The sequence below is a fragment of the Chitinophaga sp. genome, assembly GCF_035761305.1.
In the GTDB taxonomy this organism is placed as follows: Bacteria; Bacteroidota; Bacteroidia; order Chitinophagales; family Chitinophagaceae; genus Chitinophaga.
The window spans coordinates 1-15,456 of sequence record NZ_DASTRI010000074.1 but is presented as its reverse complement, the minus strand read 5'-3'; the positions used below and the strand labels follow the sequence as shown (position 1 = coordinate 15,456).

Annotated in this window: 9 protein-coding genes; 3 read left to right on the top strand and 6 right to left on the bottom strand. The window is 51.8% G+C overall.

The window, feature by feature from the left end; all coding sequences use genetic code 11:
• Nucleotides 1–62: 62 nt before the first annotated feature.
• The 6 genes from VFS25_RS06740 to VFS25_RS06715 are packed head-to-tail and all read right to left on the bottom strand — an operon-like array spanning nt 63 to nt 9,791.
• Entirely contained in the window at nt 63–2,321 is a 2,259-nt protein-coding gene (locus VFS25_RS06740) for a DUF4838 domain-containing protein (protein WP_326461362.1), read from the bottom strand.
• A 9-nt stretch (nt 2,322–2,330) separates the two neighbouring features.
• On the bottom strand, nt 2,331–5,204 hold the full coding sequence (locus VFS25_RS06735; RefSeq protein WP_326461361.1) for a tetratricopeptide repeat protein: 2,874 nt from the start codon (nt 5,202–5,204) through the stop codon (nt 2,331–2,333).
• 15 nt (nt 5,205–5,219) lie between these two features.
• Nucleotides 5,220–6,716, bottom strand: a complete 1,497-nt coding sequence (locus VFS25_RS06730; RefSeq protein ID WP_326461360.1) for a glycosyltransferase family 2 protein — start codon at nt 6,714–6,716, stop codon at nt 5,220–5,222.
• A gap of 23 nt (nt 6,717–6,739) precedes the next feature.
• Nucleotides 6,740–8,191, bottom strand: coding sequence for a glycosyltransferase (locus tag VFS25_RS06725; protein ID WP_326461359.1), 1,452 nt, complete (start codon nt 8,189–8,191; stop codon nt 6,740–6,742).
• 8 nt (nt 8,192–8,199) lie between these two features.
• Complete coding sequence (locus VFS25_RS06720; RefSeq protein WP_326461358.1) at nt 8,200–9,354, bottom strand: HEAT repeat domain-containing protein; 1,155 nt, start codon at nt 9,352–9,354, stop codon at nt 8,200–8,202.
• A 59-nt stretch (nt 9,355–9,413) separates the two neighbouring features.
• The gene (locus tag VFS25_RS06715) at nt 9,414–9,791 is read right to left on the bottom strand and encodes a response regulator transcription factor (RefSeq protein WP_326461357.1); all 378 of its coding nucleotides are present in this window, start codon (nt 9,789–9,791) and stop codon (nt 9,414–9,416) included.
• Between the two features lie 328 nt (nt 9,792–10,119).
• On the opposite strand from VFS25_RS06715, the gene VFS25_RS06710 reads away from it, so the two are divergent.
• The 3 genes from VFS25_RS06710 to VFS25_RS06700 form a co-directional block, all read left to right on the top strand.
• Nucleotides 10,120–13,515 (top strand): response regulator, encoded by a 3,396-nt coding sequence (locus tag VFS25_RS06710; protein WP_326461356.1) that lies wholly within the window; start codon nt 10,120–10,122, stop codon nt 13,513–13,515.
• 13 nt (nt 13,516–13,528) lie between these two features.
• Entirely contained in the window at nt 13,529–14,347 is an 819-nt protein-coding gene (locus tag VFS25_RS06705) for a protein-glutamate O-methyltransferase CheR (protein ID WP_326461355.1), read from the top strand.
• A 41-nt stretch (nt 14,348–14,388) separates the two neighbouring features.
• On the top strand, nt 14,389–15,456 hold a 1,068-nt coding region (locus VFS25_RS06700), incomplete at its 3' end, for a sensor histidine kinase (RefSeq protein WP_326461354.1).

Sequence of the window (15,456 nt, the reverse complement as noted above, 5' to 3'; positions counted from 1 at the left end):
ACTCTTTCTGCGGTGCACAGCAATGTTATGTTTTTATTAATAATCGCCTGCGCCTGCGGCGCTTACTCCACATACACCTCATCACAACATACTGCTGCCAGCCTGCCTGCCGGCGCTGCCCGCCAGGCCGGTATAGCAGGGCACTGTGCGGTAATACGTATATACCGTGCCTGTATAGCTGTAAAGCGGATGCTGCAGGGGGTGCGCTGTACCGTATAGTCTTCTGAAGCAGGCTGCGGCAGGGTTTGTGTGCCGGCTGTGTTGAAGTGAACGCCATCCCGCGAAGTTTCCACTGTTACCTGCACGGGGTTAAAAATATAATGCCGCGGGTCCTGCAAAAAGTGAGCGCTTACCTGTTGCACTGTTTTGGCGGCGCCCAGGTTTATGGTGGCGCTCAGGTCTTTGCCGTAAATGAACAGCCAGTTACTGCTAAAGTCGTTGCTGCCTTCCAGCCCGTCTGTAAGCGTTTGTTCTTTATTGGCAGGGTACTCCGGCGCATAAGGGTGCAGCAGCTGCACGGGAGCGCGGAAGGCCAGGCTGTTCACCCACCTGCGTGCAAGCACGGCTGCCCATTCCTGTGCATAGGCATCGGGGTTGATGCCGCCTTCCGACAGCTCCTTTACACCGGCCTGTTTGCACTGCTCGGTAAATTGCTGCACACGGCCTGGCCACCGCGGATTTATCATATAGCCATTACCGTTACTATCCGGTACCAGGTAGCCGTTTTTTCCGGTGCCATATGCGCGCGACTGCTGCAGCACCGTGTACTCCAAGGGCAGGCGGGCCGTGCGCACGCGGGCCAGCAGCGTGGTGTTGCCATCCACTGCTTTTTCCGCATTATCCAGTAAGGCAGCGTAAGTGTTTATAGCTGCCGGCGATAGATAATCAGCGCGGTTATTTACGGGGTTGCCATAAATATCCAGCGTAGCTTTGGTGCTGTGCAGCGTATTGCCAAGGGCCTGCAGGTATTGCGCTATATACTTGCCGGCCTTGCCGTAATAGCCGTCCAGAAAAGCGGTAATAAGCGGGGCTGCGGGCTGGTTAGGGCTCCAGAGCAGCTGTGCCTGCAGGTAGCTGTTCAGCTCCGCCATATCGCTGTAGGTATCTGCGCTGCCTTGTGAAAACACGCCTTTCACTTTATGCGTGGCAAAATATTGCAGGTTAGGCTGCAGGTTATCATAATCCGGGAAAGGAGCCAGGTAGTTCGTGAATTGCGTGGTGTAGTCCCATACAAACAGCTTGCCGGTGATGGCGCCCCAGTCGTCCAGGTTTTTGCGGAAAGCGGCCGCGGAAGGGGCGGTGCTCAGCGGCTGCTGCCGGTAGGCATCAATGCTGCTAAGCATAATGTACACATTATCCGCGGGTTTGGTTTGTTGTGGCGGCCGGGCGGTTTGCTGGTATGCCAGGGTGGTGAACTGCTGCTGTGGAAATACAGCGGCCACGCGGTTTACAAAGCGTACAAGCGTGCCCGTGGGGCTGCCTTCAGCGGCATTTACGCGGCTGCACCGGTCGCAGGTGCAAAAGCCGCCGCCGTCTTCCGCAGCAACAGACCAGTAGAGGGCATCGGGATTATTGGCAATGGCTTTGCGTAAATAATCTACCGTTATCTTAAATACGGCGTCATTGCTTAAACATAGCTGTGTGGCCTGCCGCTTGCCATTTACCAATGCATAGTATTCCGGGTGGGTGGCAAAGTAGGTGGATGGTGGTACCAGCTTAAAAAATGAGTGGCCCCACAGGCCCCACAGGTCTTCAAAGCGGTGCAGCTTGTGCCACTCCAGGTACTCATTATCAAAGGCCGCAGGGTAGTAGGTTTCACGGTATTGGAACACCGGCGATTGTTCATCGGTGATATGCGCCGGCACATGAATGTTCCTGCCGGCAGGCAGGTTGGCCGGTATATTGGCGTACTTGCGGCAGCCCATGTATTTTTCCAGCAGCGTGTATACGCCGTACACCACGCCTTTGCCGCGCGCGCCTTTAATATAAATATCCCGCGCATCTGTACTGATAAGAAAACCTTCATTTTTAATGCTGCCGGTATTAAACTTTTCCGCTGCGCCGGTATTGCCTACAAAAATGGCCGGCTGCTGCCGGTAGGCATTTTCCTTCACCACCGGCAGCGTTGCGCCGGAGATGCGTTTGATATAATCCTGCAGTACAGTAGCGGCGTGGGTTTCATTCTTAGCTGCATCGGCCGGCAGCACAATCACATACCGGGAGGCGCCGTTGGTTACAATATTTATATTGTCCGCCTGGCCGCAGCCGGTATGGCTGAAAAGCATCATCAACAGCAAACCTGTAAGCATATACCTGTACATGAATGGTGATTAAAATCTGCGCTGTAACGTTACATAAATATCATACTGGTTCTGGAAATCCGTGTCGCTGATCTTTTGGTTGATCCAGGTGCCATATAATCCCACGGTAGTGCGGTACCGGAATGTTTTCTGGTAACCGGCGCCCACGCTGCGGGTAAGCAGCCCCGCCAGCTTGGGAAACTGTATCAGCCGGCTGCGGTCGTCGGGAGAGGTGCCCAGTCCGGCAATGAATGAAATATAATCCTGCCCCCTGTTCATATAATACCGCGTGGTCAGGTTAAACGAAGTGTAAAAGTCCGGCTGGTCGCTGATGAAATAAGCCCGCATGTTCACATAAAAATCCCTCCAGGTTTTGGACAATGAAGCTACGCCTGATACTACGCTGCCGCTGTCGGCCTGCTGCAGGTAGCGTGCGCCCAGCTCCGCTTCTATACCATGTTTGAAAGTTGTAAAGAGGGAGTACGCCAGCCGTACTTTAGGAAATACCAGCTCATTGGAGTAGCTGGCCAGGGCATAGGAATATAGCTGTTTGCTGTGCGTATAGTATAGCTCTGCTTCACCCATCAGCCCTGTGCCCTGCCGCCGCCCTGCATAGTTCAGGCGTAAGGCATAGGTGCCGCGTTTAAAGTAATGCCGGTATTCCAGCGTGGCAATATTGTACTTATTATCGCTGTAGTCGTAGCTGGAGTGGAGGAAGAACATGCCAAACTGGTTCTTCAGGGTTTTGCTGCGCAGGTAATCCGCGTAATCAATATTGGCGTCGCTGTGCTGCAGCAGCGCCAGGGAGTCGGCCGCCTGCGCTGCCTGCGTATAGTCTTTTTTGTTTTCCAGCGTTACTGCCCTTTTTTGTAAAAAGGCGGCATTGCCCGGGTAATAACGGATGCCCTGGCTGGCATACAGCAGCGCGCTGTCATACTGCTGCCGGCTATCCAGGATATTGATGCTGTACAGCAGGGCCAGGGAGTCCCTGGGGTTGAGCTGCAACACCTGGTTAAAGGTATGCAGCGCGCTGTCGGGTTTATTATCCCGCTGAAAAGCAAGGCCCGCTGCCAGCAATCCCTCCGTATAGGCGTTCCGGTATTTCGCGGAAAAAGGGTAGCGCTGCATAAGGCCGTAGGTAATAGCGCCGGCTTCATCATACCTTTTTAACCCGTTCAGCATACCGGCTTTTTTCAGCAGCAGGTCTTTATCGTCGGGGTGGTATTGCAGCGCCGTATTTACATAGTACAATGCGCTGTCGGGCTGCTGCAGGGCGCTTTCCAGGTTAATAAGATAGTTCAGCGCCTCCATGTTATCCGGCTGCTGCGCCAGTACGGCCTGCAGCTGTCCGCGGGCCATTTCATATTCTTCGGTTTGCATCAGCATGCGGCCGGCTGTGAGGCGTATTTCAGTTAGTATGCCTTTGTATTTTGGATTGCCGGGATATTTTGCCAGCAGCTGTTCTGCAATGTCCGCTGCTTCATCATACCGTCCCATGCTGGCCAGTATGCCGGCCTGTTTAAGGCGAAAGCGGGCATTGCCAGGGTAAGTACGCAGCGCCTGTTCCAGCACCTGCAGCGCCTGTGCGGGCTGCTTTTGCGAAAGGTAGGTATTGGCCATCATATCCAGCGCGGTGGTATCTGCAGGCGCTGCCTGTAAAGCCATTTCAAATTCAGACAGCGCCAGGTCATACTGCTGCTGCGCCAGGTAATCGCGGCCGCTGGCTACCTTCAGGGTTACATAGTGCTGCTGCAGGCCCGCCGATCCGGGACTGGCCTGCCACAGGCGGCCGGCAAGGGCCGCTGCTTCGGTAAACTTGCGGTCGCTTTCCAGCATATCTACCTTTAATCCCAGCAGGCGGGTATCATTAGGATGCTGCTGCAGTCCGCGGTTGATCCACGACAGTGCTTCGCGGTAGGCGCCTCTTGACATGCTCAGCCCAATTACCTTATCCAGCGCTTCCTGGTTGCCGGGGTCTTTTTCCAGGATGCCCTGGTACAGCAGGTAAGGATCGGTTTGCGTATAATAAGCAGCTGCCTCCATGCGCAGCGATATATCCATGGCGCGGGCCTTACTGTCGTTAGGATAATATTTCAGTACCTGCTGCAGCACGGCAATAGCCTCTGCATAATTATGCATATCCTGCAGCAGGGATAGCTTGCGCATCAGCAGCCCGTACGACGACGGGTTAACGGTTAGCTCCGCGTTCACCTGTTCCAGCGCAGGGCCATAGTTGCCGCTACGTATATACATATTGGTGATGGCGGTTCGGGCTTCTTCATTACCCGGCGCAATCATCAGCGCTTTTTCATAGCTGGCGCGGGCCTGGTTATTATTGCCCTGCGCCTGGTAGTAATGGCCGGATAGCAAATAGTGGCCGGTATAGGCGTTGCGCGCAGTAGTATCTTCCGGGTAGGTGTTCAGCAGGGTAGTGGCAAAGGCGTCGCCTTTGTAAAACTGCTGTGCTGCATCCAGCACGCCCAGCTTTTTCAGCATCAGTTCGCGGTCGTTGGGAAAATAGCCCAGCGCCTGGTCGGCATAACATTCCGCTTCTTCATATTTTTTATCGGCCAGCTCTATGTTAATGGCGTAAAAGTAGGCGTCCCTGTAACGGGGTGAGGCGCCGATCACCTGTTTTATATACCTGCGCGCCAGGTTGTTTTGGCCGGTAAGCATATACAGGCGGCCTAACAGCAGCTGTTGGTCTACCATGTCCGGCTGCCTGGCCAGCGCCTGTTTAGACAGTTCAATAGCACGCTGGTAATGCTGCTGCTTTGTTTGCTGTACAGCTTCATTATACAGCGCTTCTGCATCTTTTCCCTTGTTCCCGAATATCTGGGCGGCAGCCTGCAGGCAGCTGCAAAGCAGCACAACCGGTAGCAGATATTTTATAGCACTGGCCATGTATAACAGTTTGGTCTAAACAGTAGTGGTTTTTCGCTGTCCAAAGCCCTGGCGCTGCATATTGCCCCAGGTATGCTTTTTACCCAGGATAAAGAAATAGTAACCGCGCAGGGCAAAAAATACAATAAGCGGGTGGTACACAAACGGCTCAAGGAAAGCCATCAGCGCCAGCCCCATTACCTCTCTCCAGGTTTTATAATAACGGTAGGTCATCTGGTCCCACCAGATGGCCAGGGTAGTGATCATTACGGAATACAGGTACACAAACACCAGCAGGATGGTGGCAAACGGCCAGTTGATCTGGTTGGTTATAATCAGGTAAATGTAGTACAGGATGCCGGTGAACTCAATAATAGGCGCCAGGAACTCAAAGAAAAGGTTATAGGGCAGCACAACCATGCCTAAACGTTTATAGCGCGGGTTAAAGATCACCTTGCGGTGTATGGTCATGATCTCTGCCAGACCGCGCCCCCAGCGGGTGCGCTGGCGGCTGAACACTTTGAGGTTGGGCGGCCCTTCTGTCCAGCACTGGGAGGTAGGTATGTATCGCACCGCATATTTCAGCTTGTTATCTATCATATAGGTGCACATGCGGGTTACAATATCCATATCCTCTGCAAAGGATTTGCTGTCGTAGCCGCCGGCTTTAATGGCTATTTCCTTGTCAAACAGGCCCAGGCCGCCGGACACATTGGGCACGCAGTTGATCAGGCTCCAGCCCATTTTGCCCAGCACATATGCGCGGATGTATTCCATTTCCTGGAAGCGGGGCAGCCATCGGCGCGGCGGCCGCACCCGGGTAATCACGCCTTCATCCACCTCACAGGAGTTGGCCAGGCGCAGGGTAGCGCCGGTGGCAATTACACGTACGCTGTCTTCCACCACGTGCACATACCCGCATTCGGGGCAGGGCTCGCCCACTTCCTTTATCTTTTTATGCTCCTCATCCATAAAGGGTTTTATCATGCGCAGCAGCGTGTCTTTTTCAATGATGCTGTCCACATCGGTGCAAAGGAAGTAATCATAGGCAGCTGCGTTAATGCCGGCATTGGAGGCATCGGCCTTGCTTTTGCCGTTCACCTTGTCAATTACCAGCAGCTTGTCGTAGGCGATATTAACGGATTTGAATACACGTTTTACGGGCTGCGACCTTATCCGCTCGTTATATGCAAACTCCACCTCCTGCAGGTCGAACTCCCGGATCAGTTTTTCCAGCGTATCGTCTGTGCTGCCGTCGTTTACAATAATCACCTCAAAGCGGGGATAGTTCAGCGTAAGCAATGACCTTACATTGGAAATAATGGTAACCCCCTCGTTATATGCAGGCGCAATTACAGAAATGCCCGGCGCCAGGGGCGACTGTACCATAATATTAAAATCAACATAGCTGTTCTTGCGCTGGTAGCGCATAATGCCCCGTAACGACAGCAGCGCCAGCAGCGCATACCAGAACAGCATGGTACAGCCGTACACGAACACAAAACCTTCATAAAAATTCTTGATAAACTCCACGTTTGCTGCTATTGTTTTTATAGTTAAACCGCTGCTGTTTTGGCGCTGGGCACATTTTGCCTGAAACCGCGCCGCTGCATGTTGCCCCAGGTGCCTTTTTTACCTGTGAGGAAATAATAGTAGCCCCGCAGGGAAAACAGCACAATTAAGGGGTGATACAGGAAAAACTCCATGAAAGGCGTCATGCACAGGTAAGCAACCTCTCTCCAGGTCCTGTAGTACCGGAACGTAAGCTGGTCCCATAGTATGGCAATGGTGGTGATCATGATCGCATAAGTATATACGAACACCAGCAGCATAACGGCTGTAGGCCAGTTGATAAGGCCCAGGCAGATCATTACAATATAATAAACGATGCCGGTTACCTCTACAATAGGCGCCAGCAGCTCAAAAAAGAAATTATACGGGAAAATGATCAGGCCCATTCTGCCATAGCGCGGGTTCAGGAACATATGGAAGTGGGCAAACATCAGCTGCGCCAAACCCCTTGCCCAGCGGGTGCGCTGGCGGTTAAATATTTTTACAGACTCCGGTGCTTCCGTCCAGCAAAGGGTTTTGGGTATGTAGCGGATGGCGTAGTTCATCCTGTTATCATATGCATAGCGGCACATGCGCGTCATCAGCTCCATATCTTCCCCGAAAGAGCTGTGGTCGTACCCGCCGCAGCGAATGGCTACTTCCTTGTCAAACAGGCCCAGGCCGCCTGATACATTGGGCACGCAATTCAGCAGGCTCCAGCCCATTTTGCCCAGCACAAAAGCGCGGATGTACTCTACCTCCTGGAAGCGGGGCAGCAGCTTCCGCGGCGGGCGCATGCGGGTCATTACGCCCTGGTCAAACTCGCAGGAGTTGGCAATGCGCAGGGTGGCGCCGGTAGCAATTACCCGTTTCTTTTCTTCCTGCATTACAGGTTTTATCAGCTCCAGCAGGGTATTTTTGTGCAGTATGCAGTCAACATCGGTACACACGAAATAATTATAGGTAGCGGCATTAATGCCGGCGTTTACAGCATCGGCCTTGCTTTTGCCATTCACCTTGTCAATCACCATCAGCTGCGCATAAGCCGGGTTGGTGGATTTATAGATTTTTCGTACCGGCTGCGTTTTTATTTTTACGTTGTAAGCAAAGTCTACCGGTACCAGCTGAAAGGTTGCTATGAGCTGCTCCAGGCTGTTATCCGTGCTGCCGTCGTTTATAATGATAATCTCAAACTTGGGATAGTTAAGCGTAAGCAGGGAGCGTACGTTGTAAATAATGGTGAGCCCTTCGTTATAGGCCGGGGCCAGTACGGTAATGCCGGGCGACAGGGGCGATTGCATCAGCGTAATATCCTGCCCCAGCTCGTCTTTTTTTGCATAGGCGCGCACGGCTATCATGGAAAAAATGGCCAGCAGGGCGTAAATGAACAGCAGCACTGTGCCATATACAAATACCGCGTTTTCATAGAAATACCTTATGTTTTCCCAAAAGCTCATGCAGCTGCTCAGAATTTGATCAAAGGGTTCATACAATGTTTCAGGATCCGCTTATTCTCGGCAGTAGCAGTGTCTACCAGCTCGGTAATCAGGTTTTTAGCGGCCCATTCGTTATTGATAATAGATTTAGCAGCATGCTTGCGCAGCTCAAAATCTGTAGCGTGCAAAAATTCCTGCCGTAAAAAATCAACATGCTTACCGCTGCTGATGCGGCCCAGCACCTTTAGTATCTCTATCTGGCAGTTCAGCGGCTGGCTGTTGTACATGCGCACCAGCTTATCTTCCACCTCTTCAATACGCAGCTTGCCTAAGCAGTTGATGGCATCGGCCCGCAGGTAATGGTCGCGGGTGTCCAGCAGCTTTTCCACGGCCGGCACCGCGCTCAGCTGGTTGTAGTGCGTTACCAGCTTCAGGCAAAAAGATACAATGCTTTTGTTGGATGAGTAGGTGATCCATTGCGCAAAGTTGGGGATGGCTATTTTGTCGGTAGTGGAAATAATGCGAAACAGCTCAACCTGGTCCCACAGCAGCAGCGGCTCTGTTGCCACATCAAAGAATTTGAAAGGCTCGTTCTTGCTCAGCTTAATGTAGGCATGCCGCGCGGCGGCGCGCAGCTCACGGTTACGGCTATTGGTCAGCGGCAGTATGGTTACATCGGCAATAGACATGTTCATGCTGGTAAGCTCTGCCATGGCCTGCACTTTTTTATTCCACTTGCGCGACTTCATTTTCTTCAGCGATGCTTTGTCCAGCTCCAGCCCTATATAAAGGTTGCGCAGCTGTTCGCCCATAATGCCGCTTACATTGTTGCGGTAGTGGATCAGCCGGTCGGTCAGCGCCTGCCGCGCCCACTTCTTTTTAAATACCGGCTGGTTAAAAGCTTCCAGTGGCAGCAAAGCGGCTTCCACATCGTCTTCAGTAAGCTTTTCATTCAGCAGCACATGCTCCATCAGCAGGTTGTCGATCAGCGGGTGCAGGGAACCCAGCTTTTTCTCGCGCCGGTGGCCTTTATAGCGGCCAACCAGTATGGAAAGGTAGGCCACTACTGTACATATAACGGCAACGAATATAAATACGCATGCGATCTGTATGATCAGCGGCGCATACCGCAGGTTATATAGTACAGAAAAGAAAGCGTCCGCCAGCACATTCATTTTTTTCAATAGGATCAGTTATTCAGTATGTGTATTCAATAATGCGGATTGTACCCGCATACCTAATATTATTTATACTGCATCAGCAGCCTTTTTACGCGTATCAGCAGCTCGCCGGGCATCACAGGCTTCTTCAGAAAATCATCCGCGCCCAGCTTAAAGCCTTCCAGCACCATATCCTCATGACCTGCGTTGGAAACAATGATCACGGGAATACGTTTACCTTCGGTACGGTTCTTTACCTTGCTGATGATCTCAAAGCCACTGGCGTACGGCATTAATATATCTGTGATGATAAGGTCATAATCATAACCGGTGTCTTCCAGTCGCTGGAAAGCTTCTTTTCCGTTGGTCACATGATCTACAATGTACTCTTCCCGGTGCAATATTCTCTCAACAATCTTGGGCATTATTTCATCGTCCTCAACTAATAAGATCTTGTTCATGTTGACGTGTTTTGGAATTCTTGAGCGTTCACTGCTTTCATAGGCGGGATGTATGGTTATTATAACATTATATAATTTGATAAAGTGTTAGCGGTATATCAGTTCGTTATCCTAACAGAAATTTTATCGAATATAAGTTATCATTTCAAAATAAAAAATAGCACTCCTGTTTTATGCGCCTGCAGCCCTTTTCACGGGCATGCATATACCACCTTTGTGTAAGGGAAGCGCGCTGAAATATTGCGGGCATGCTGCGCTGGCTGCGTATTTAAAGTATATATTTGTTAACAGTAAAATTACATTCTCCTTATAACCGGCACCATATTTTATGAAACCAAAAGTGAAGATCGGCCTGTATGCAGGCTTTGGGCTGGCCCTGGCATTAGTGATCATAGCAGGAATTTTTTCCTACATTACCTTTAACAGACAGCGTACAGAAGCGGGATGGGTAAGGCATACCTACCAGGTTATTACGCTCAGCCAGCAGATTAACCGTATGGTATACGAAATTGAAACAGCCGGTATCACCTACCGCAGCACACGTGATATGCAGTACCTGGGGCCTTACTTTGCCCAGCGCAGCAAGCCTTTGCGGCTGATAGAGGAATTGAAGGGCATGGTAATGGATAACACAAAAGAAATGCAGCATGTTACCAACCTTGAGAACAGCATGATCAGCCTGCTGAATTTCTGGGAAGACCTGGGTATTAAACATGACAGCGCTTACGTTTTTGCCAACCTGATACCTATTACAAAACAGGAAAGAAAATACCTCGACAAAGTGCACAGCTCCCTTGCGGAAATTATTGCCATGGAACGGAACCTGCTGGTCATGCGCAATACCCAGAACGAGCGCGCCGTAAACCGCGCCATTGTTATGCTGGTGATCAATACCACCTTAATATTGGTAGTGGCCATTGTGCTTATGATCATTTGCTACCGCGAGTTGAACAGCCGCATTCTTGCGCAGCGCGAGCTGAAGTATAAGCTGAAGGAACTGGTAAGCCTCAACGAAAATACCAATGAAAAAAACTGGCTGCTCAGCGGTATCAGCCAGGTAAGCGAAAGCCTGCATGGAGAGGCCGGCCTGGCGCAGCTGGCCAGCAGGTGCCTGCAAACGCTGGGGCACTACCTGGAAGTGCCGGCAGGCGCCGTGTACTATTTTGATGAAGAAGAACAGCTGCTGAAGCTGGCCGCAGGCATAGCCCTGCCTGAAAATCCCAAAACATCCTATCAGCTGCATGAAGGCTTAATAGGAGAAGCGGCTACCCGGAGAGAGATACAGCTGCTGGAAAATATACCGGCCGGTTACTGGAAAACAGGCGCTGCTACCATAGGCGGCGAAATGGGTGCGCTGCTGTGCGTGCCGTTGCGGGTAGATAACCAGCTGATTGGCGTAGTGGAGCTGGCTTCCTTTACCGCAGTGCCCCCCAGGCTGCTTACTTTCTTAAAAGGCGTAACAGACGCCATTGCCATTGCTTTCCAGGCTGCTATTTCGAGAACAAGAATACTGGACCTGCTTAAAACCGTACAGGATCAGAAGTTGATATTGGAAACGCAGCAGGATAAGCTGCAGCAAACCAATAATGAGCTTACCCGGCAGTCGGAAATACTGCGGTCGTCTGAAGAGGAGCTGCGCGTGCATGAAGAAGAGCTGCGGCAGGTGAATGATGAGATGAATGCCAAGAACCAGACACTGGAGCTGGCGCGGCAGGAGCTGGCCCACAAAGCCCGGGAGCTGGAACAAAGCAGCAGGTACAAATCGGAGTTCCTGGCTAACATGTCGCATGAGCTGCGCACCCCTTTGAACAGCGTGCTTATACTGGCCCGCCTGCTGGAAGAGAACAAGGAGCATACGCTTACGGCCAAGCAAATGGAATATGCCGGCATTATTCACCGTTCGGGGTCCGACCTGTTAAAGCTGATCAATGATATACTGGACCTTTCTAAAATTGAAGCCGGTAAGCTGGAGATCAATATAGAGCAAGTGTCTGTGGCGGATATGGTGCAGGAGCTGGAGCAGCTGTTCAGCGTAATGGCCGGAGAAAAGAAGATACGCTTGGTAACAGAAACAGGGCCGGAAGTGCCTGGATTTATAAATACCGATAAACAACGGCTGTCGCAGGTGATCCGTAACCTGCTCTCCAACGCTTTCAAGTTTACACCCGCCGGCGGCACCATTCGCCTGAAATGCCATATGCATAAAGATGGTTTGCATATAGCCGTTAGCGATACCGGCATGGGCATACCGCCCGATAAGCAGCTGCTGGTATTTGAAGCATTCCGGCAGGCCGACGGCTCTACCAGCCGTAAGTTTGGCGGCACAGGGCTGGGACTGTCCATAAGCCGCGAGCTGGTTAAAATGCTGGGCGGCGAAATACGCCTGCAAAGCAGGGAAGGGGAGGGCAGCACCTTTACCGTTATTTTACCCATAGCCGCCATTAGCCAGCAGCCGGTATCAGCAGCCGCTCCTGTAACCGCCGCCGCTCCTGTAACGCCGCTGCCCTACCAGGAAAAACCTCCCGTAACCGACGACCGCGAGCAGCTGGGCAAAGGCGATACAGTGGTGCTGATCATAGAGGACGATGCCAACTTTGCCACCATCCTGCGCGACTTTGCCCGGCAAAAAGGGTATAAAACACTGGTGGCGCTCAATGGCAGCGACGGCCTTTTCTTTGCCCGCAGGTATTTACCCGCTGCCATTATACTGGATGTGAACCTGCCGCTGATAAACGGCGACAGCATACTGAAAATGATCCGCAGCTCCGAAGAGCTGAAGCATGTGCTGGTACACGTGATCTCGTCGGGAGAAATATCGCTGCAGATCAGTGATAACGTACAGGGGTATACGCAAAAGCCGCTGCATATGAACGACCTGGAAGCGGTGTTTACCGGCATTCGCCGTCACCTGCATAAAGATTTTAAAAAGGTGCTGATCATATCCGGCAATGAGCAGCTGCACGCACACGCCCTGCAGCTCCTGAGCGACGAAAGACAGCTGCGTACCGCGTATCAGCATGTAAAACAGCTGCAGGAAGCTATCGACATTATACCCGGCAGCAGCTTTGACGGCATAGTGCTGGATATTGGCGATGATGTGCAGCAGGGCTTACAGCAGCTGCAGCAGCTAAGGGATATTGCCGGGAAAAATATGCCGCTGATTGTGTACCTGGACGACGATATTTCTGAAACAGATGAAATACAGCTGAAGAAAGACGCCGCGGCTATTATCCGCCACTCGTCCTTTTCGCGCGACCGGCTGCTGGATGAGCTGGCGCTGTTCCTGTTTAAGGTGAAGGAGATAAAGCAGGAGCCCCTGCTGGCCAACGCCCCGGTACAGGATGAGCAAAACCTGGAAGGACGCAAGGTATTGCTGGTAGACGATGATATGCGCAACCTGTTTTCTATAAAAGCCCTGCTGGCCGGCAAAGGCATGCAGGTGGTTACTGCCACCAACGGTAAGGAAGCGCTGCTGCAGCTGGAGGCGCACCCCGATACCAGCCTGGTGCTGATGGATATTATGATGCCGGAAATGGACGGCTATGAGGCCATCCGCCACATCCGCAGCAACGACCGTTTTGCCGGCTTGCCTGTAATTGCGCTAACGGCCAAGGCTATGGCCGGCGACCGCGAAAAGTGCATTGCTGCCGGCGCGTCTGATTATATTGCCAAACCGATAGATAGTGGCAGGCTTTTTTCATTACTGCGTGTATGGTTGGTATAAGTAGCGTTATCCTATGATCAATAATTTGGAAGATACCGATTTTTCAGAAGTGCTGCATATGCTGAAAACGCAGTACGGGTATGATTTTACCGGTTATATGCAGGCATCTGTACGGCGCCGCATTCTTCATTTTATGGGGAACGAAGCAGTGCCTTCTGTATTTGAGCTGAAGCATCGCCTGGTAAATGATGCCGCGTTCCTGGCCGGTATGGTGCAGTTCATTACGGTAAACGTAACGGAAATGTTCCGCGACCCGGCATTTTTTGAAACGCTGAAAACACTGGTGCTGCCCAAGCTGGCCGCCTATCCCATCATTAAAATATGGCATGCCGGATGCGCAACGGGCGAAGAGGCCCTGTCTATGGCCATATTGCTGCACGAAGCAGGTTTGCTTGACAGGGCGCGCATATATGCTACAGACCTGAACCCCGCCAGCCTGGAGCGCGCACGCGCCGGCATAGTGCCGGTAAGCGCCATGAAGCAGAATACATTTAACTATATACAATCCGGCGGGCAGGCCGGTTTTTCAGATTACTACACGTCGCGGTACGATAACGTGATCTTTAAAAAAGAGCTGCGTGCGCATGTCACCTACTCGCAGCACAACCTTGTAACCGACAGCTCTTTTAACGAGTTCCAGCTCATATGCTGCCGCAATGTGTTCATTTACTTCCGGCGCGAGCTGCAGGCAAAAGTGCTGCAGCTGTTCCGTGAAAGCCTGTCGCCGCATGGCTACCTGGCCCTGGGCTCCAAAGAAGCCATACACGCCGCCGACGTAAGGGAGCAGTTTGAAACGGTGCATCAGCAGCACAGGATATACCGTCTTAAATAATCAGCAACCATCAGTTAATGATATAACCAAAAGAGAACCGGATGAAAAAGTTTACGATACTACTGGTAGATGACCGCCCCGAAAACCTGCATTCCCTGAAAGCTATGCTGGATGCGGAGCACCGGCATTTTATACTGGCAGGATCCGGCAGCGATGCGCTCAGGGAAGTGCTGCGCCATGATGATATAGGACTTATTTTACTGGATGTGCAGATGCCGGATATAGACGGGCTGGAAGTAGCGCGCCTGTTAAAGGCCGACCCGGGCACCCGCAAAATCGCTATTATTTTTGTTACTGCCAGTAATAAGGAGGAGCAGGATATGATAATGGGTTTTGAGCAGGGAGCCGTAGACTACCTGCTTAAACCGCTGAACGTAAACATCTGCCGCGCCAAGGTAGATGTGTTTGAAAGGCTGTATTTCTATGAGCAGGAGCTGAAGCAGGCATTGGCGGAAAAAGAGCAGGTAAACAGCCAGCTCGAACGTTTTATGCATACGGTGGCGCATGACCTGAAATCGCCCCTGTCCGGCGTAGCAGGGCTGCTGTTATTGCTGAAGGAGGAAATGCAGCTGGAAAATACGCCCGACCTGGTGAATTATCTCGAAATGGCCATCAGCTCTACCATGCAGCTGTCTGAAATGATCTCCGCCATCCTGGAATACAGCAGCCATCATCCCCTGGACCAGGCAGCCGAAGAGGTGGATGTGCACGAGCTGCTGGAGCAGCTGACCGGCCTGCTTTTTCTGCCGGGGCATGTCACCATCCGCATACAGCCCGATCTGCCGGTGCTGCACACCAACCGGCAGAAACTGTGGCAGGTGTTCCAGAACCTGCTGAGCAACGCCATTAAATATAACGACAAACAGGAAACCGAGATCGATGTGGGCGGAACATTAAAGGGCGCATTTTACGAGTTTTATGTAAAGGACAATGGCCCGGGCATAGAGGAAAAAGACAATACCCGTATTTTCCGCCTGTTTGAAAAGCTGGATAAGGATAATGAAAAAGGCACGGGTATAGGCCTTAACATACTGAAGCTGCTGGTAGAAGGGCAGGGCGGCCGCGTATGGGTAACGTCTGTGCCGGGTGAGGGCAGTTGTTTTTATTTC

What these genes read in the sequence shown, in the direction of transcription:
- VFS25_RS06735 (WP_326461361.1), bottom strand. Translation starts at nt 5,204, where the DNA reads ATGGCCAGTGCTATAAAATATCTGCTACCGGTTGTGCTGCTTTGCAGC.
- VFS25_RS06725 (WP_326461359.1), bottom strand. Translation starts at nt 8,191, where the DNA reads ATGAGCTTTTGGGAAAACATAAGGTATTTCTATGAAAACGCGGTATTT.
- VFS25_RS06740 (WP_326461362.1), bottom strand. Translation starts at nt 2,321, where the DNA reads ATGTACAGGTATATGCTTACAGGTTTGCTGTTGATGATGCTTTTCAGC.
- VFS25_RS06705 (WP_326461355.1), top strand. Translation starts at nt 13,529, where the DNA reads ATGATCAATAATTTGGAAGATACCGATTTTTCAGAAGTGCTGCATATG.
- VFS25_RS06710 (WP_326461356.1), top strand. Translation starts at nt 10,120, where the DNA reads ATGAAACCAAAAGTGAAGATCGGCCTGTATGCAGGCTTTGGGCTGGCC.
- VFS25_RS06715 (WP_326461357.1), bottom strand. Translation starts at nt 9,791, where the DNA reads ATGAACAAGATCTTATTAGTTGAGGACGATGAAATAATGCCCAAGATT.